Source organism: Nonomuraea sp. CA-143628 (genome assembly GCF_050942315.1).
Classification (GTDB): Bacteria; Actinomycetota; Actinomycetes; order Streptosporangiales; family Streptosporangiaceae; genus Nonomuraea.
The window spans coordinates 11,244,384-11,262,555 of the sequence record NZ_CP192072.1 but is presented as its reverse complement, the minus strand read 5'-3'; the positions used below and the strand labels follow the sequence as shown (position 1 = coordinate 11,262,555).

Below are 18,172 nucleotides of genomic sequence, written 5' to 3'. Positions count from 1 at the left end.
CAGGATACGGGGAGGGGCGGTCGGTGCTGAAGGCTTGAATCGTTTCGCTTCAGAGCGGAAGTTTGCGGGTATCTGGGCGGATGACACGCCTTGAGCCGCTGATACGTTTCCGTTTCGTTACCGCAGGAGAGCCTTGACGGCCCCGGAACGTAAAGCCTATGTTAACGCCCTAACGAGGCCATTGAAACGATTTAAGCTTCGAGCCCCAAGGGGTGTTATGAAGACCACGCTTCACAGACTCGGGGTGGCCTTCTCCGCCGCCCTCCCCCTCTTTTCCCTGGCGGCATGCGGCTCGTCCGGCAGCACGACGGCCGCCGACGGCAGCGTCACGATCTCCTTCCTCTACGACAACGGCGAGCAGACGGTCAACGCGGCCAAAGCCGTCGTCCAAGCCTTCGAGGCGGCCAATCCGAAGATCAAGATCGAGACGGAGACCCGCCCGGCGGGCACCGAAGGCGACAACATCATCAAGACCCGGCTGTCCACGGGCGAGATGAGCGACGTCTTCTGGTACAACTCCGGCTCCCTCCTCCAGGCGCTGAATCCCGGCCAGACGCTCACCGACCTCACGGGCGACGCGGTCATGAAGAACGTCGAGGAGTCGTACCTGCCCGTGGTCACCCAGGGCGGAAAGGTGTACGGCGTGCCCTGGGGCACCGCCACGGGAGGCGGCATCCTCTACAACAGGAAGGTCTACGAGAAGCTCGGGCTGCAGGTGCCCAAGAGCTGGGCCGAGTTCACGGCCAACAACGACAAGATCAAGGCTGCCGGGCTGACGCCGGTGATCTCCACGTTCAAGGACACGTGGACCTCGCAGTTGTTCGTGCTGGCCGACTTCTTCAACGTCCAGGCCGCGTCGCCGACCTTCGCGCAGGACTACACGGCCAACAAGGCGAAGTACGCCACCACCCCGGCCGCGCTGACCGGCTTCAAGCGCCTGGAAGAGGTGCACGCCAAGGGGTACCTCAACAAGGGCTTCGGCTCGGCCAACCTGGACGCGGGGATCAAGCTGCTGGCCGAGGGCCAGGGCGTGCACTATCCCCTGCTCACCGGGGTGGTGCCCGGTTTCATTGGGAAGTTCCCGCAAGTGGCCACCGATGTCGGCTACTTCGCCCTCCCTGGTGACGACGCCGCGAAGAACGGCGCCACGGTCTGGGAGCCGTCGGCCGCCTACATCCCCAAGACGACCAAGCACCTCGACGCCGCCAAGAAGTTCCTGGCTTTCGTCGCCTCCCCTGAGGGTGCGGCGGCCGTCGCCAAGGGAACGCCGCCGGCCGGACCGTTCCGGATCAAGGGTGCCAAGCTGCCGGCCGACGCGGTCCAGGTGGCGAAGGACCTGCAGGTCTACCTCGACAACAAGGCGTCCGCGCCCGCGCTGGAGTTCGTCTCCCCGGTCAAGGGCCCGTCCCTTGAGAACATCACCGTCGCGGTCGGCTCCGGCCTGACCACGGCGGCCGAGGGGGCGGCCCAGTACGACAAGGACGTGGAGAAGCAGGCCAAGCAACTGGGGCTCGCGGGGTGGTGACCTCGTCGAGGCCGAGCACGGCCACGTCGCCCGAGCCGCCCACCGCGGCGGCCGGGCGGCGTGCCCGCGCGCGCAAGGGGAAGGGCGGGCGCGGCGGCAACCCGTACCCCTACCTGTTCTATGTGCCCGCGGGGCTCGTCTACACGATCGTCTTCCTGGTTCCGACGATCATGGCCTTCTACTTCTCGATGACCAGGTGGACGCTGTTCGACAGCACCTTCGTTGGGCTGGAGAACTTCACCGACTTCTTCGCCGAGCAGAACCTGCGGATCGGCTTCCAGAACACCCTGATCTACGCGGTGACCACCAGCGGGCTGAAGGTCGTGCTGGGGATGGCGCTCGGCGTGCTGCTCACCTCGCGGATCAAGCTGCGCGGCTTCCTGCGCTCGGTGGTGTTCTTCCCGGTGCTGGTGAGCACGGTCGCGGTCGGCATCACGTTCAGCGTGCTGCTCAAGCCCGACACCGGGCTGGTGAACAAGGCGCTGGCCCTGGTGGGCATCTCGGGCCCCGACTGGCTCGGCGACGCCAATACCGCGCTGCTGTCGGTGGCGCTCGTGGACGTCTGGAAGGGCGTCGGCCTGGCCACCGTCATCTACATCGCCGGCATGATGTCGATCCCGCGTGACTACTACCAGGCGGTCGCGGTCGACGGCGGCGGCGCCTGGCACCGGTTCAGGTTCGTGACGCTGCCGCTGAGCTGGCCCGCCACCAACTCGGTGATCATCCTGTCCTTCATCGGCGGGCTGCGGTCCTTCGACCTCATCTGGACGATGACCCGCGGCGGACCCGGCTTCACCAGCGACGTCATCGCCTCGATCATCTACAAGCAGTATCAGGCGGGGTTCTTCGGCCTGTCGACCGCCGGGAACGTGATCCTGTTCATCGTGGTCACCGCGCTGGTCGTGCCGCTCACCCGATTCCTGAGCGCCAGGGAGGTCGCCGCATGAGGGCGCTGCGCAGATCCGGGCCCGAACTCGTCGTGGTCCTCCTGGCCGTCGTCATCTTCGTGGTGCCGTTCTCGTTCATGGTGCTCACGGCGGTCAAGGACGAGGTCCAGTCGGCGGAGCTGGACTTCGGCTGGCCGACGAGCTGGCCCATAGTCCAGAACTTCGTCCAGGTGATCGAGGCGCGCGACTACGTGCTGCTGCGCGCCTTCCTCAACAGCACGATCCTCACTGTCGTGGCGGTCACGCTGCTGGTCGTCTTCTGCTCGATGGCCGGGTTCGTGCTGCAGCGCCGGGCGGGCCGCATGCGGTCGGTGGTCAACTTCCTGGTGCTGTCCGGGCTGATCATCCCGCCGGCGATCGTGCCGACCATCTGGGTGCTCCAGACGCTCGGCCTGTTCAAGACGCTGCCGGGGCTCATCTTCGTCGAAGTCGCCTTCCACATGTCGTACTCAGTGCTGCTTTATCGCGCTTTTGTGGCGGCGGTGCCGCGCGAGCTGGACGAGGCGGCGATGATCGACGGGTGCACCGGGTTCCGGCTGTTCTTCAAGGTGATCTTCCCGCTGCTCCGGCCGGTGACGATCACTGTCATCCTGACGACGTCGGTCGCCGTCTTCAACGACTTCGTCAACCCGCTCTACTTCCTGCCCGGTGACGAGAACGCCACCGTCCAGCTCACCCTGTACAACTTCCAAAGCCAATACAGCACGCAGTGGAACCTGCTGTTCATGGACATCGTGCTCATCACGATCCCGCCACTGCTCGCTTTCATCTTCTTCAACCGCAAGATCGTGGCGGGGATGACCGCCGGCGCGATCAAGGGCTGACGCTCAGAGGAGCCGCATGACCATCGACCTGCGTTTCGAGCACCACCGAGAGCCGATCGGCATCGGCGAACCCAGGCCACGGCTGTCCTGGACGGTCCGCGACGACCGTCCCGGCTGGCAACAGCACGGTTATGACGTCGAGATCCGCGACTCGGAGGGCAAGGTCGTCTCCACGACCGGGCGCTCCGATTCCGTGCTGGTCCCATGGCCGGGTGACGACCTGCGCTCGCGGGAGCGCCGGGACGTACGCGTGCGGGTCCGCGGTCAGGACGGCGAGGCGAGCGAGTGGAGCGAGTGGACCTCGGTCGAGGCCGGTCTGCTGGAGGCGGAGGAGTGGCGCGCGGAGGCGGCGGCGCCGCCCGCCGAGCTGCTCGGCGCGCCGGACGGACCCGCGACCATGCTCAGGCGCGGCTTCGCTGTGAGCGGCCCTGTCGAGCGGGCCCGCCTGTACGTGACCGGCCACGGCCTGTACGAGGTGGAGATCAACGGCCAGGTCGTGGGCGATGACGTGCTCGCGCCCGGCTGGTCGAGCTACGACCACCGCCTGCGCTACCGCACGCACGACGTGACCGCGCTGCTGGCGGAGGGTGACAACGCCATCGGCGCGATGCTCGCCGACGGGTGGTACCGCGGCCGCCTCGGCTTCAGGGAGGGCCGGGTCGAGACGTACGGCTCGCGCACCGCGCTCATCGCCCAGCTCGAAGTCGTCTACGCCGACGGCTCGACCGACGTCGTGACCACCGACGGCTCCTGGCGCTGCGCGCGCGGCCCGGTCCTCGCGGCGAGCCTCTACGACGGCGAGAAGTACGACGCCCGCCTGCTGCCCGCCGGCTGGTCCGCACCCGGCTTCGACGACGGCGCGTGGCTGCCCGCCGACGTCGTGGACCACGACCGCGGCCTGCTCGTCGCCCCCATCGGCCCGCCGGTGCGCCGCTTCGAGACGCTGCGCCCCGTCGAGGTCATCGAAGGCCCGGCCGGCGAGACCATCCTCGACTTCGGCCAGAACATCTCCGGCCGCCTGCGCATCCGCGTCCAGGGACCGGCGGGCCACACCGTCACCCTCCTCCACGCCGAGGTCCTGGAGAACGGCGCCCTGTCCCGCCGCCCGCTGCGCAACGCGGCCGCCCAGGACGAGTACACCCTGGCCGGCGGTGCGGAGGAGGAGTGGGAGCCGCGCTTCACCATGCACGGCTTCCGCTACGCCGAGGTGATCGACTGGCCGGGTGAGCTGGGCCCCGACAGCGTCCAGGCCGTCGTCTGCCACACCGACATGCGCCGTACCGGCTGGTTCACCTGCTCGGACCCGCAGCTCCAGCGCCTGCACGACAACGTGGTGTGGAGCATGCGCGGCAACTTCGTCGACCTGCCGACCGACTGCCCGCAGCGCGACGAGCGCCTCGGCTGGACCGGCGACATCCAGGTCTTCGCCCCCACCGCGGCCTTCCTGTACGACTGCGCGGGCACCCTTGGCTCCTGGCTCGCCGACCTGGCCGCCGAACAGGACGAGTCGGGCATGGTGCCCTACTACATCCCATGGGTCGACCTCGCCTTCCCCGCCATGCCGACCGCGGCGTGGGGAGACGCGGCGGTGATCGTGCCCTGGGTGCTCTACGAGCGCTTCGGGGACCTCGGGGTGCTGGAGACGCAGTACGACAGCATGAAGGGCTGGGTCGACCACATCGCCGGCATCGCCGGGGACGACCACCTGTGGGACGAGGGCTTCCAGTTCGGCGACTGGCTCGACCCCGCCGCGCCGCCGGACAAGCCCGGCAAGGCCAGAACCGACCCCTACCTCATCGCCACCGCCTACCACGCGTGGACCGCGCAGCTCGTGGCCGACACCGCCGAGCTGCTGGGCCGGGGCGTGGACGCGCAGAAGTACGGAGAGCTGGCGGCCGAGGTCCGGGCGGCCTTCCGCCGCGAATACCTCTCGCCGTCGGGCCGCCTGGTCAGCGACACCCAGACCGCGTACGCGCTGTCGCTGCACCTCGGCCTGGCGGAGACGCCGGAGCAGCGGGCGCGGGCCGGCAAGCGGCTGGCCGAGCTGGTGGACCAGGACGACTACCGCATCGGCACCGGCTTCGTCGGCACGCCGCTGGTCTGCGCCGCCCTGGCCGCGGCGGGGGAGCACGACACGGCCTACCGGCTGCTGACACAGCGCGAATGCCCCTCGTGGCTGTACCCGGTGACCATGGGCGCGACCACGATCTGGGAGCGCTGGGACAGCATGCTGCCCGACGGCTCGGTCAACCCCGGTGAGATGACCTCGTTCAACCACTACGCGCTGGGCGCGGTCGCCGACTTCCTGCACGGCACGCTCGCCGGCCTGGCCCCCGCCGCGCCCGGCTACCGCCGCATCCGCGTCGCGCCGCGACCCGGCGCCGGCCTCACCCACGCCTCCGCCGAGCACGAGACGCCGTACGGTCCGGCGGCGGTGGCCTGGTCCCGGACGGGCGGCAACCTCACGGTCACCGTCTCGGTGCCGTCGGGGACGACGGCCGAGGTCGACCTGCCGTCTGGGGAGCTGTTGGAGGTCGGGTCGGGGATGCACACCTTCACCACGCCGTACCGCGATCCGGCGGACGACCCGGTGGCCTGAGCGGTCTCGTGCCTCTGGGGCGGCGGGTTCGTCGCGCCGCCCTGGGGGTCCGGTCGGGCCACGATAAGGTGCATCGGGTGATCTGACGGGTACGACCGTTCTGGCCGCGAGCGGACACTCGCGCGAGGAGGTCATGTGGTATCCGGGTGGATCCTGCGCGGGTTCGCGGCCGTGACGGTGCTGGCCGCCACCGTCGTTCCTGGGACGCGTGCCGAGGCCATGACACCCACTCCCGTTGTGACGCCGGTCGACGCGGGGTGTCCGGCGCGGGACACGCGGGTCGACGCGCCGTACGCGATCACCGGTTACTGGTTGGTCCCCCGCTCGGACCCGTGCGTCACGCGGCGGACCGTGGAGGCGATCCACGGGGTCGGCGGCGACACGCTCATCACGTTCGGCCCGCGCCTGGTGCCCAGCCGGGTCGACCGGGCGGGCCGGCTGCTGAAGGAGGGCGCGCCCGACCCCGACTTCACCGGCTGCGTCGAGAACGGGAAGACGTGCTACCGGGCCGCTCGGGAGGCGGTTCCGCGCATCCGCCGGGTCTACGGCTACGCGGCGAACGAGCTGTTCGGCGACGGCCTGCTCCGGTGCCCCGGCCTGGATCGGCGGATCGAGAGCGGCGAGCGGATCTACTACCGGTTACTGCTGAGCAAATCCTGCTCACGCGGCCCGTACGACCTCGTGTTGATCGCCACCGACGGCGACGGACTGGGCAACCTTATGACGGAGGCGGCCGCGTACGGGATGAAGGTGTTCCCCGGGCTGCCCGCCGCGCCGCAGGACGTCAAGCGGCCGTGGCTGCCCGACCTCACGCATCTGGGCGCCGTGACCGCGCTCACCGAGCGGGTGCTGACGGACTATCGGGGCAGGTACGGGCCGTCGGCGGCGTTCGCCGGGGTCTACCAGTCGTTCGAGCTGGCGGTGAAGTCGCGGCCCAGCGTCGATCCGACCATCGACCTGTACCAGGCCCAGCACACCGTGGTGACCGCCACGCTGCCGGGGAAGAAGATCCTGGTCAGCCCCTACTTCGACGCGCGCAGGGACAAGGGCTTCCCGCCTGAGCGGGTGGGGCCGGGGCTGCTCGCCATCGCCGCCACCGCGCACGGCGCGCCCATGATCGTCGCCGTGCAGGACGGGCGCGGGACGGGCAAGGTGCCCGTGTACGGCCGCGACGAGGTGGACGCCAAGGTCGATCCCCGGCTGGTGCCGATGGTGGGGGATGTGACCAACCGGAAGGCGTACTACGGCTCGACCTACGACTACCTCCAGGCGGCGGCGCGGTCCCGGCCGCCCGGGGTGGAGCTGTGGATGAACGCGGAGGCCTTCGAGCCCGCCCCGGTGCCCGGTGAGTGCGGCCGGGCCGACCCACTGCCGCTACGCGGCCGGACGACCAAGAAACGGTTGGACGCCCAGGTCATGGCGGCCGGCGCGGCCGTGACCAAGGTGATCTCCTACGGCTGGGACCCGTTCCTGACCTGCCGCCTCAACTGGATGACCCCGTCGTTGAGCGACGACCTCCACGCCTCATGGAACGCGCCGCTCATCGTCGGCGCGACCAGGAACGCGGCCGGCATCGCGATCACCGGCCGCAACCTCGCGGGCGGGACGATCAAGGTCCAGTACGCTCGGGCGGGGGCTGGGATGAAGACGGTGACCGTCGCCCAAGGTCCGGACGAGGCGAGTGCCGCCTGGGTCCCCTTCACCACGCCCACCGACATCGATCCCCGCCGCCCGTTCCTCTACATCACCGCCGTGAACGGCACCGGCCGGTCCAGCACCAACGCGTACGTCATTCCCTCGTAGCGGACGCGCCCCAGCTCCTGAGGCGGGCCGCCTTGCTTTGAAGACCTGAGCGATATCCGGCGACGTCGCTCAGATGGGCCCTATTGCTGCCAGTTCTCGCATACGAGCCCGTCTGTGGTTCGCATGAAGGCATGGGGCAGCCAAGCTGCCGCAGGCGAGGTCTGTGTGATGGCGATGCCGATGCCCGCGTCGATGGTCTGGCCAGTCGGATTCCCGTGATCCTCCCAGACCGGAGTGGTGGTGCCGTCCCACCGACAGGCCCAGACGGAGTTGTTGCCGTCGGTCACGAAGACCAGTGCGTTCAGGGAGCCGTTGTTCATGTCCAGCACGCGTTTCGCACCCAAACCGATTTTGGCGTTGTGGTCGCTCGGCGGGGCGCCCATGTTGAGCCAGATGCCGTCCTGACAGGCCCAGAGGTCGCCGGTTGATGCGCTCAGAACGAAGCAGCAGGGCTGCGGGGGCCACTCCGAGGCGCCTATGATGATCGTCGCACCGGCCGATCCACTGATCGCCGAGCGAGGCCCACCAAGGGCGGTCCATCGCGTGGACACCATGTCCGTGACACCGAGCCACAGTTGCCTGCCGCCGTCCCACACATAGACCTGCAGGCGCTGCTCGCCGGTTCTCTCGTCCGGGACGGCGAGAACTCCCATCGAGGAGCCGATCGCGACGCCGGGCGAACCCATGTTGTACCAGTTCCAGGACGACACGTTCTGCCAGTTCACCCACACGTTGCCGTCGCTGCCGGTTACGACGGCGAAGGGGGCGGGATCCAGCGTCGGCTTCAGCTGGGCCGTCACCGCGCCGAGGCCATTGAGAACGTCGACGCTCGCCGGCTGCCCCTGATCGGACCAGATCCAAGTTATGCCGTTCCACCAGCGCATCCAGAGATGTCTATCTCGCACGACGAACGCGTAGGGTCGATTCCCATTCGGATCGTCGTCGAGGGCGATGACACCAACGGGTCGGTCGACCTTTCCCCCTTGGTCGACCCATTCCCATATGCCAGCGGGGTTTTCCCAGAGAATCCACAGATGACTGTCATCCCCTCGCACGAATACGAAAGGACGAGAGGCCATCGAGACTTTCGTGTCCTGGACCGCCACCGCACCGATCCCGTACGTCACCCCAGGGCCGGGCCTGCCGCGAAGAGCCCACTGCCATGGCGTCGGGATGGCGGCGCCGGCCCAGGGCAGCGAGGCCACCGCCATGGCTCCGAGGCTGCTCCCCAGAAAGGTTCTGCGAGAGAGCTCTGGCACGACGACGTCTGCTGGGAATTGTCTGCCGCTGTTGCCGCCGTCGGATAACTCCGGCTGGTCGTCAGGACGTTGCTTGTTTGCTGACATCACTTCTTCCGCTCGCGATCCGAGTGCAAATGTCACGGCAATTTGAACGCCAGTCGCTTGATACGCGATTAGTAGCGAGTTGCAGCACCAAGACCGTCCAGTTTCGCGGGTGCCCGGCGTCACCCCGTTCGGGAGAAGCGCCCCGGGCGGAAGTCGTCCAGGAGCGGATGCCCGGTGCCGGTGAGCACCTCGTACGCGGTGAGCTCGCCGGCGATGAGCCCCAGCGTCGCGCCCGAGTGGGTGAACGCCACATGGCATCCCGGCACCGACTCCAGCTCGCCGAAGACCGGCTCCCCGTCCCCCGGTATGGGTTTGCGGCCGAGTCGCCACGACGCCGCCCGGAGGGTGACATCACCCTGGAGCAGGGCGGACGCCTCGGCGACGAGCTCCTTGACGTACTTCTCGTCGATCGAGCAGGAGCCGTCGTCGTGCTCGGTGATCTGCTCCTCGTACCAGCTGTGGTCGATCGCGAACGTCGACCCGGGGTTGGGGCGCATCGCCGCACGCGGCGTGTTCAGCACGGTCACGACCTCGGTCTCGACCGGCTCGGTGATGACGAGCATGGACAGCGGGGACGCGTCCGGCAGGTCCACGCCGAGGTCCGCGAGCACCGCCGGGGTCTGCGCGCCGCAGGCGGCCACGACGGCGTCGCCACGCCATGACGTGCCGTCGGCGCCGCGCACTCCCCGTGCCCGGCCGTCCTCCACGATCACCGAGCAGCGTCCCGCGCCGGTGACGATCCGGCCTCCGCGACGGACCAGCTCGTCCGCGAGCTCGCGGATCAGGTGGGGGAGTGAGACCCAGCCGTCACCCGGATTGTGGATCGCGAGCCGCTCACCCGCACCCACCCGGACCCCGCTGACCCGCCGGCCTCCTGTGTCCGCCTGGACCCCGCTGACTTGCCGGCCCGCGTCCGCGTCCGCGTTCGCCTGGACCCCGCTGACCCGTCGGCCCGCGTCCCCGCCCCCCGGGACCCCGCCGTCGGCGTCCGCGCCGCTGATGGGAGGCGACTCGGAGCCGTGCCCGTCGACGAGGTGCGACTCATACCCGTTCGCGACCTCGTGCGCGTGCCGCGCGCGGGTCGCCTCCGCCCCGTCGGGAGTCGTCCACCACAGGCCGCCGTCGAAGCGCAGCCAATCCCGGCCCGGGTCGGCGGCGAACAGGGTGCGGTAGCGGTCGATGCCGAGGATGCGCAGCAGATGGTACGAGCCGGACCGCATGCCCGCCGAGTTGAGCCAGGACAACGAACGTCCCGACGCGCCGCTGGCGAGCGCCGATTCGGTGACCAGGACGACCTCGGCGCCGCCGCGTACGAGGTGCACGGCGGTGGACACGCCGAGGATGCCACCCCCGAGTACGACGACGCGCCGGGCCGCGGTGTGGTCTGTCATGTGACTCCTTACTTCGTGGAGCGGGTGTGGGCACGTTCGATGATGTCCAGGACCTCGACGGCGTCGTACGGGTCGACGGGCGGTGCGGTGCCGTCGCGCAGCGCGTCGGCGAGCAGGCGATAGAAGGCGGCGTAGTCGCCGCGCTCGGGTTCGATGGGCGTCGTCTCATGATGATCGCCCAACCGGCCCCAGGACTCCTCCGGTTCACGCCCGAACGCCGGGTCGGCGGGGCTCATGCCGGCCTTCAAGGCGGCCTCCTGGCCGTCCAGTCCGTACTTGACGTAGCCGGCTCGCGAGCCCAGAACCCGGAACCGGGGTCCGGGCATGGCCGCGACGCTGCTCATCGTCAGGCGCGAACTCGTACCGGACGCGTGCCGCAGGATCACGACCGTGTCGTCGTCCGCGTCGCAGCCGCCTCGGGGGTCGCGGCGGTTGACGTCGGCCAGGACCTCCGTCACGGGCCCGAACAACCGCAGTGCCTGGTCGATCAGGTGCGTGCCCAGGTCGAAGAGGATGCCGCCGCCGTCCGCGACACCGGTGTCGCCCTTCCATCCGGCGAGCCCGTCCGGGCGCCACCACTCGAACCGGGACTCGAAGGCGTGGACCGTGCCCAGCCGTCCCTCGGCGAGCAGCCGGCGCAGGGCGCGGAAGTCGGCGTCCCATCGGCGGTTCTGGAACACGGTGAGGCAGCGCCCCAGCTCGGCCGCCAGCGCGATCAGCTCGCGTCCTCCGGCGGCGGTCGGGGTGAACGGCTTGTCGACGACGACGTCCAGCCCCGCCCGCAGAGCGGCCGCGGCCAGCTCGGCGTGCGTCGACGGGGGCGTTCCCACGACGACGAGGTCCAGGTCGGAGGCGTGGGCGGTGACGGCCAGGGGATCGGCCAGCACCATGACGCCCGGGTGGGCGGCGCGCGCCGCCGCCGCGCGGTCCGGGTCGCTCGTGACGATGACGCGCAGGTCGTACGCCGGGTCGGCGGCCAGGAACGGCGCGTGAAAGAAGCGTCCGGCCGTGCCGAAGCCGAGCACGGCGACGCGAATGGGGGAGGTGTTCCGCAGGGACATATCGGCTCACTCCCCGGCCGGCCGGTCGGCGCGACGATCGGCAGGCGACGTGGAGCGGTCGGCGCGACGATCGGCAGGCGACGCGGAGCGGTCGGCGCGACCATCCGCGCGCGACGCGGAGCGGTCGGCGCCACCATCCGCGCGTGACACGGAAAGGCCGTAGACGTCATGCGCGGTCTCGGCCGAGATGACGCCCTCACGTAGGTCCTTCTCGACCAGCTCACGCGCCCGGCGCGAAGGGGGACCGTACCCGCCGGCGCCGGGTGTGGTGATCGTGACGACATCACCCTTGTCGAGCACGGTGTGACCGTGATCGATGGGCCGGGCCCCGTCGCTGACCGCCCAGCCGCCGCTCGCGCCGGGCCCGCCGCCGAACGCCCCCCACGGCTGGGACCTGTAGCGGGTGCCGTCCAGCCAGAACCCGATGCCATCGGCTTCGACCCGGACAACACGCCTGATGGCCAGGCCGCCCCGGAACTCCCCGGTGCCGCCGGATCCGTCGACCAGCTCGTACGCCTCGACCATCAGCGGATACTCCTGTTCGAGGCTCTCCACGGGCAGGTTGCTGGTGTTTGTGACGTGCACCTGCACCCCGTCGAGGCCGTCCTTGGTGGCACGGGCGCCGGAGCCGCCGCCGATCGTCTCCAGGTAGACGAAGTACCGGCCGGTACGCGGGTCGAGTCCGTCGAAGTGGAAGCCGGTGTTCGATCCGTTGTGCGCGGCCGTGACCCGCTCCGGCAGTGCGGGGGCGAGGGCGCCGTGGATGAGGTCCACCACCCGTTGCGAGGTCTCGGTGCGGGCGTTGACCGCGGCGGGCGCGACGGCGTTCAGCACGCTGCCGCGCGGCGCCTCGATGTGGATCGACCGGATGACTCCGGCGTTGGGCACGATGTCGGGATCGATGAGCGTCTTCACGGCGTAGTACACCGTGCTCTCCAGCGCGCCGTAGACCATGTTGACGCTGGCGCGTACCTGCGGCGGATTGCCGGAGAAGTCGAAGAACAGCTCGTCGCCGCGCACGGTGACGGCCACGCGGAGGGTGAGCTCCTCGTCCAGCTCCGGGCAGTCGAACCTGTCCTCGAAGGTGTAGACGCCGTCCGGGACCTCGCGGATGGCGGCGCGGGTCTGGCGGTCGGTGTGGTCCAGCAGCGCCCGCGCGGCGGCGGCCATCGTCGGTATCGAATGACGCGCGCACAACTCCCGGAAGCGGATGACCGCCGCGCGGTTGGCGGCCAGCTGGGCCTGGAAGTCGGGCCGGCGCTCGTCGGGTACCTGGCAGTTCAGCAGGATCAGGTCGAACAGGTCGGTCTGCAGCTCCCCGCCCCGCAGCAGGCGTACCGGCGGGATGCGCAGCCCCTCCTGGAAGATGTGCGCGTGCCCGCGGTCGCCGAAGTCGGCGTGGTGGGCCAGGTTCGCCGCCCAGGCGACCAGCCGACCGTCGACGAAGATCGGGCAGGCGAGCACGATGTCGGGAATGTGGGTGCCGCCGCCGCTGTGGGGATCGTTGGCGATGAAGGTGTCCCCGTCGCCGATCTCGCCGACGTCGTAGCGCTCCACGATCTTCGCGACCACGCCCATGAGGACGCCGAGGTGGCTCGGATTGTGCTCGCCCTGCGCGATCAGCTGCCCGCCGGCGTCGAAGAATCCGGCGGTGCAGTCGCGGCGCTCCTTGATGTTCGTGCTGTACGCCGCCCGCACCATCGTCTCGACCATCTCCTCCACGATGGACGAGAGGGCCGCTCCGATGACCTCGACGGAGATCGGGTCCAGGGGAGTCGTGCCGGTCGTGTTCACTCAGGTTCTCCCAGGTGGATGACGAGGTTGCGGTGGGCGTCGACCGTGGCGGTGGAGCCGGGCACGACGAGGGTCGTGGTGTCCATCTGCTCGATGATCGCGGGGCCCTCGATGACCGTCCCCGGCGTGAGCGCCGCCCGGTCGTGCACCGGGCATTCGTGGAATCCGCCCAGCTCCGGGAGGTAGACGGCCCGTTTGCCCGGCTGCTCGTCGTGCGGGGCGCCGGTGACGACCGGGCTCGACGCCGGCCGCGCGTCGATCTCGCCCCAGGCACGTACGCGGAACGTCACGGCCTGCACGGGATTGCCGGGGTTGGCGTACCCGTAGGCCCGCTCGTGGGCGGCGGCGAAGTCGGCCAGCAGCGTGGCGATGTCGCCTCCCGCCGGGAACTCGACGGTCAGCTCGTGGTTCTGGCCCGCGTAGCGGAGATCCACCTGACGGCGCCGGCCGCGGGCCCGCTCCTCGATGCCGCTCGCCTCGAACCACTGCTCCGCCTGCGCGTCCAGGTCGGCGAACACCGCCCCGACGTCGTCCTCCGCGCCGGGCGCCACGGTCATGACCGAGGTACGGGAGAAGTCGCTCTTGACGTCGGTGAGCAGCAGGCCGAGGGCCGACAGCGCCCCGGGTGACTCGGGCACGAGGATGGTCTTCATGCCGAGCTCCGCCGCCAGCCGGGAGGCGTGCAGCGGACCGGCGCCGCCGAAGGGCACCATGACGTAGTCGCGGGGGTCGTACCCACGCTGGACGGAGATGACGCGGATGGCCCGCGCCATGTTCGCGGTGACCACCCGGATGATGCCCTGCGCCGTGTCCTCGACGCTCATACCGAGCTTGTCGGCCAGGGCGCCCACCGCACGGCGCGACGCCTCCTGGTCGATCTTGAGCCGCCCGCCGAGGAAGTACTCCGGGTTCAGTACCTGCAGGACGACGTTGGCGTCGGTGACCGTGGGCAGCTCGCCGTTGCCGTAGCAGGCGGGACCGGGAAAGGCCCCGGCGCTCTCCGGGCCGACCTTGAGCAGCCCGCCGCTGTCCAGGCGGGCCACCGAGCCGCCGCCGGCGCCGACGGTGTGGATGTCGAGCATGGCCGCGCGGATCGCGCGCCCGTCCAGCTCCAGGCCGGAGCCGGTCTTGGGCTCGCCGTTCTGCACGAGGGAGACGTCCGTGGACGTGCCGCCCATGTCGAAGGTGATGATGTCCGGATGCCCGGCGCCGGCGGCGATGCGCGCCGCGCCCACGACTCCCGTGCTGGGGCCCGACAGGACCATGCGAATGGGGTACTTCTCCGCTTCGGCGAAAGACACCACGCCGCCGTTGCTCTGGGTGACGTACGGCCGGACCGCCAGCCCTCGCCCGGCGAGTTCCGCGCGCAGCCGGGCCAGGTAGCCGGAGACCTTGGGGCCGAGATAGGCGTTGCCGACGACGGTCGAGAGCCGCTCGTACTCGCGGAACTCCGGCAGCACCTCGGAGGACAGGGACACGTAGGCGCCGGGGAACTCCTCCTCGATCCAGCGCGCGACGCGCCGCTCGTGGTCGGGGAAGGCGTAGCTGTACAGCAGGCACACCGCCACGGCCTCGACGCCCTCGTCACGCAGCCGGCGGATCGCCCGGCGCACCTCGTCCTCGTCGAGCGGCGTCCACACGGTGCCGTCGTGCCGCACCCGCTCGGTGACCTCAAGACGCAGGTCACGTGGTACGAGAGGGGCGGGTTTGTCGGCCTGGAGGTCGTACAGTCTGGGCCGGCGGCCACGGGCCAGCTCCAGCAGATCGCGGAAGCCGCGGGTGGTCAGCAGCCCCGTCCGCGCGCCGGTCTCCGTCAGCAGCGCGTTGGTGCCGACGGTCGTGCCGTGCGCGAAGTAGGAGACGTCGGAGAACTCTCCGCTGTCAGAGGTCCGCAGCAGCTCCGCGACACCTTCGATGATCGCTTTGCCGGGGTCCTTCGGTGTGCTGGAGACCTTGAAGACGCGCAGTTCGTTGCGTGCCGTGTCGTAGAGACAGATGTCGGTGAAGGTGCCGCCTGTGTCGACACCGATGCGAAGGGCCATCGCCTTCGTTCCTCTCGCCGGATTTCGGCAGTTCGCGGGGGGAGTGCGGGCAGGCTCGGCCGCCGCGGCCGTCCGTGTCCTCCCCGCCGCCACGTCCGTGGCGGCGAAGTTCGCGTTCTCGGGAGAACGTTCTCTGAACGTAGCGACCGAAATGCGGGACCGTCAAGAACAAGCTCCCCGCGCGGTCTAAGCGGGTGGCGGCGCGACCGAACCCCGGACGATCAAGGATGACTGCAGGATCGTCTCACTGGGCGCGCTCGCCGACTCCCGGCCGGACAACCGTCCGAGGAGCACGGTGCCGGCGGCGGCGCCGAGGTCATAGGCCGGTTGCGCGACGACCGACAGCTGGGGACGCACCAGTGTGCTCCACTCGTGGTCGTCGAAGCCCAGCAGGCTGACGTCCTCGGGGCAGCGCCGGTCACTGTCCATGATGGCGCGGAAGGCGGCGCCGGCCATGACGTTGGTGGTCGCGAAGATCGCCGTGACGTCGGGGCGCGCGGTGAGCAGGTCGCGGACCCGCTCGGCGGCCGCGTCGGCGTCGTCGCAGCGCAGGACCCATTCGGGGGCGCCGGCGATGCCCGCTTCCTCCAGCGCGTCGAGATAACCGGCGAACCGCAGCGAGCTGGGAAACTGCGCCAGGGCCTTGCGCCGCCGGCCGGTGGGGCGCTCGTCGGCCACGGCCGAGGTCACGACCGCGACCGCCCGATGCCCCTTGTCCAGCAGGTGGTTCACGGCCCGGTGCGCCGCGGCCCGGTTGTCGAGCAGCACCGCGTCGACGGCGCCCGCGCCGTCGTTACGGCGGTCGAGCAGGACCAGCGGCACGCCCGCCTCGCGGACCCGGCGGAGATGGGCGCCCTCCGAGACGCTGGCCGAGGCGACGATCATGCCGTCCACCCGCTTGGCCATCAGCGCCTCAACCGCGGAGCGCTCCCGCGCGAGGTCCAGCCCGGTGCTGACCAGCAACATCTCGTATCCCGCGGCTCGCGCGCGGTCGGAGATCCCGCTGACCGCGCGGGCGAAGAAGGGGTTCTCGATGTCGCTGACCACCACGCCGATGACGCGGGTCAGGCCGGTCACGATGCTGCGCGCCACGTCGTTGGCGCGGTAGCCCAGCCGTCTCGCCGAGTCGCGCACCCGCCGCACCAGCTCCGGCGCGGGGGTCCCGTAGCCGCCCAGCACCCGGCCGGCGGTGGCGGGCGACACTCCCGCGTCCCGCGCGACGTCGATGATCGTCGGTCGCCCAGCGGACACCTCTGGTTGCCCCCGTCCCATGGTGGCCGCTCGGCCACAGCCTCTGGTGGCGGCTCGGCCACGGCCATGGCCTCGCCGATCATCGTAACGGCCTGCTGTTGGATTTTAGGTGACGAATGCTTGACACATCGTCACCCCGATCCTAGCTTTTGGGAGAACGTTCTCCAAGGGAAATGGTCCGGTTCGCCGCCGCCGCACCGTCGCACCCACCCTGCACGAGGAGCCCTGATGAGCACTCCCCCAACCAACGATCAGGACGTCATCCGCACACCTCAGGCCCGCCGGCGCCTGTTCGCCTCCACCATGATCGGCAATACCGTCGAGTACTACGACTTCACGCTGTACGGGACGCTCGCCGCGGTCATCGCCTCGCATTTCTTCCCCAAGGGGGAGACGACCGTCGCCCTGCTCGCGGCGTACGTCGGAGTGGCCCTGTCCTATTTCATCCGCCCGATCGGCGCGCTGATCCTCGGCCCGCTCGCGGACCTGAAGGGCAGGCGGCCCGTCCTCGTTCTCACGATCGTGCTGATGACGGTCGGCACCGCGGGCATCGGGTTGCTGCCGACGTACGCGGCGGCCGGTGTCGTGGCGCCGATCCTGCTGCTGACCGCCCGGATCGTGCAGGGCCTCGGCGCCAGCGTGGAGATCACCACAGCGGCGAACTTCCTGCTGGAGCACGAGGAGAAGCGACGCCGCAACTACATACTGGGCGCCCTGAACTCGACCGCGTCGGTCGGCTCGTTCCTGGCGGCCGGGGTGGCGTTCCTGCTCACCCAGACGATGTCGTCGGACGCCTTCTCCGACTGGGGCTGGCGGATCCCGTTCCTGCTGGCGATCCCCATGTCCGCGGTGGCGGTCTACATCCGTAACCGGCTGAGCGAGAGCCCCGAGTTCGAGGCGGTGCAGCGCCTCGCCGAGCAGCAGAAGACGCCTCAGACGCCGATGCGCACGGCCGTCCGTTACTACTGGCCCGACATGCTGCGCTCGATCGGCCTGAGCGCGGGCCAGCGGATCGGGTCGTTCGTCATCCAGGCCTACTTCGTCACCGCGCTGATCGGCGCCGGCTTCCCCACCTCGCTCGCCTTGCTGGCCTCGATGATCACCTACGTCGTGGGTCCCGTGCCGAGCATCTACGGCGGCTACCTCGCCGACAAGTACGGGGCCCGGGTGCCGCTGCTGATCGGTTACGGGCTCTTCATCCTGCTGACGGTGCCCACGTTCATCGGTATCGGCAGCAAGTCCATCCTCATCGCCGTGCTGGCGGTCGTGGTCTTCACGATCATCAACAACATCATCTCGGCGCCGATGATGGCGGCGGCGATACTCAGCTTCCCCTCCGAGGTCCGCTCCAGCGCGGCGGCCCTGAACTTCAACATCGCGACCTCGCTCATCGGCTCCACCGCCGGCCTGGTCGCCGTCTGGCTGCACGACATCACCAAGAGCGATGTGACCTTCGGCTGGTACATGACCGGGTTCTGCCTGCTGTCCTTCCTGATCGCCATCTTCGCGCTGCCGACGGGCGCTCGCCGCGATCCCGGTACGGGCCTGCTGGCCGAGCGAAGGTAACCGAATCCTCTTGCGGATCCGTC

12 protein-coding genes are annotated in these 18,172 nt (G+C 69.9%); 6 read left to right on the top strand and 6 right to left on the bottom strand.

What is annotated here, in order from left to right:
* Positions 1 to 217: 217 nt before the first annotated feature.
* From ACQP2T_RS50875 to ACQP2T_RS50855, 5 genes are all read left to right on the top strand, one after another.
* Positions 218 to 1,525, top strand: a complete 1,308-nt coding sequence (locus ACQP2T_RS50875; RefSeq protein ID WP_433512003.1) for an ABC transporter substrate-binding protein — start codon at positions 218 to 220, stop codon at positions 1,523 to 1,525.
* The gene (locus tag ACQP2T_RS50870) at positions 1,522 to 2,472 is read left to right on the top strand and encodes a carbohydrate ABC transporter permease (RefSeq protein WP_358536375.1); all 951 of its coding nucleotides are present in this window, start codon (positions 1,522 to 1,524) and stop codon (positions 2,470 to 2,472) included. Before ACQP2T_RS50875 ends, ACQP2T_RS50870 begins: the two co-directional genes overlap by 4 nt.
* Positions 2,469 to 3,296 carry a carbohydrate ABC transporter permease gene (locus ACQP2T_RS50865; protein ID WP_433512002.1) on the top strand — a complete coding sequence of 276 codons (828 nt, stop codon included), beginning with the start codon at positions 2,469 to 2,471 and terminating at the stop codon, positions 3,294 to 3,296. Before ACQP2T_RS50870 ends, ACQP2T_RS50865 begins: the two co-directional genes overlap by 4 nt.
* Positions 3,297 to 3,312: 16 nt before the next feature.
* Positions 3,313 to 5,895 carry a family 78 glycoside hydrolase catalytic domain gene (locus ACQP2T_RS50860; protein ID WP_433512001.1) on the top strand — a complete coding sequence of 861 codons (2,583 nt, stop codon included), beginning with the start codon at positions 3,313 to 3,315 and terminating at the stop codon, positions 5,893 to 5,895.
* A gap of 135 nt (positions 5,896 to 6,030) precedes the next feature.
* A complete protein-coding gene (locus tag ACQP2T_RS50855) occupies positions 6,031 to 7,698 on the top strand; it encodes a DUF4434 domain-containing protein (protein ID WP_433512000.1) in 1,668 nt (555 codons plus the stop codon).
* Between the two features lie 80 nt (positions 7,699 to 7,778).
* Here ACQP2T_RS50855 and ACQP2T_RS50850 read toward each other — a convergent pair whose 3' ends face one another.
* The 6 genes from ACQP2T_RS50850 to ACQP2T_RS50825 all read right to left on the bottom strand — a co-directional run bounded on the left by ACQP2T_RS50850 (position 7,779) and on the right by ACQP2T_RS50825 (position 16,583).
* Positions 7,779 to 9,044: a hypothetical protein gene (locus tag ACQP2T_RS50850; protein ID WP_433511999.1), complete on the bottom strand. Its 1,266-nt coding sequence runs from the start codon at positions 9,042 to 9,044 to the stop codon at positions 7,779 to 7,781.
* Positions 9,045 to 9,163: 119 nt separating this feature from the next.
* A complete protein-coding gene (locus ACQP2T_RS50845; protein ID WP_433511998.1) occupies positions 9,164 to 10,435 on the bottom strand; it encodes an NAD(P)/FAD-dependent oxidoreductase in 1,272 nt (423 codons plus the stop codon).
* Between the two features lie 8 nt (positions 10,436 to 10,443).
* Positions 10,444 to 11,496: a Gfo/Idh/MocA family protein gene (locus ACQP2T_RS50840; protein WP_433511997.1), complete on the bottom strand. Its 1,053-nt coding sequence runs from the start codon at positions 11,494 to 11,496 to the stop codon at positions 10,444 to 10,446.
* 6 nt (positions 11,497 to 11,502) lie between these two features.
* On the bottom strand, positions 11,503 to 13,290 hold the full coding sequence (locus tag ACQP2T_RS50835) for a hydantoinase B/oxoprolinase family protein (protein ID WP_433511996.1): 1,788 nt from the start codon (positions 13,288 to 13,290) through the stop codon (positions 11,503 to 11,505).
* Entirely contained in the window at positions 13,287 to 15,332 is a 2,046-nt protein-coding gene (locus tag ACQP2T_RS50830) for a hydantoinase/oxoprolinase family protein (protein WP_433511995.1), read from the bottom strand. The genes ACQP2T_RS50835 and ACQP2T_RS50830 overlap by 4 nt, the downstream gene beginning before the upstream one ends.
* Positions 15,333 to 15,518: 186 nt before the next feature.
* Positions 15,519 to 16,583: a LacI family DNA-binding transcriptional regulator gene (locus tag ACQP2T_RS50825; protein ID WP_433511994.1), complete on the bottom strand. Its 1,065-nt coding sequence runs from the start codon at positions 16,581 to 16,583 to the stop codon at positions 15,519 to 15,521.
* A 228-nt stretch (positions 16,584 to 16,811) separates the two neighbouring features.
* Here ACQP2T_RS50825 and ACQP2T_RS50820 point away from each other — a divergent pair, with 228 nt between their 5' ends.
* On the top strand, positions 16,812 to 18,149 hold the full coding sequence (locus ACQP2T_RS50820; RefSeq protein WP_433511993.1) for an MFS transporter: 1,338 nt from the start codon (positions 16,812 to 16,814) through the stop codon (positions 18,147 to 18,149).
* Positions 18,150 to 18,172 lie beyond the last annotated feature (23 nt).

Bases quoted from the DNA above. Each gene is read 5' to 3' on its own strand.
- ACQP2T_RS50875 (WP_433512003.1), top strand. From the start codon at position 218: ATGAAGACCACGCTTCACAGACTCGGGGTGGCCTTCTCCGCCGCCCTC.
- ACQP2T_RS50865 (WP_433512002.1), top strand. From the start codon at position 2,469: ATGAGGGCGCTGCGCAGATCCGGGCCCGAACTCGTCGTGGTCCTCCTG.
- ACQP2T_RS50860 (WP_433512001.1), top strand. From the start codon at position 3,313: ATGACCATCGACCTGCGTTTCGAGCACCACCGAGAGCCGATCGGCATC.
- ACQP2T_RS50850 (WP_433511999.1), bottom strand. From the start codon at position 9,044: ATGTCAGCAAACAAGCAACGTCCTGACGACCAGCCGGAGTTATCCGAC.
- ACQP2T_RS50845 (WP_433511998.1), bottom strand. From the start codon at position 10,435: ATGACAGACCACACCGCGGCCCGGCGCGTCGTCGTACTCGGGGGTGGC.
- ACQP2T_RS50840 (WP_433511997.1), bottom strand. From the start codon at position 11,496: ATGTCCCTGCGGAACACCTCCCCCATTCGCGTCGCCGTGCTCGGCTTC.
- ACQP2T_RS50830 (WP_433511995.1), bottom strand. From the start codon at position 15,332: ATGGCCCTTCGCATCGGTGTCGACACAGGCGGCACCTTCACCGACATC.
- ACQP2T_RS50820 (WP_433511993.1), top strand. From the start codon at position 16,812: ATGAGCACTCCCCCAACCAACGATCAGGACGTCATCCGCACACCTCAG.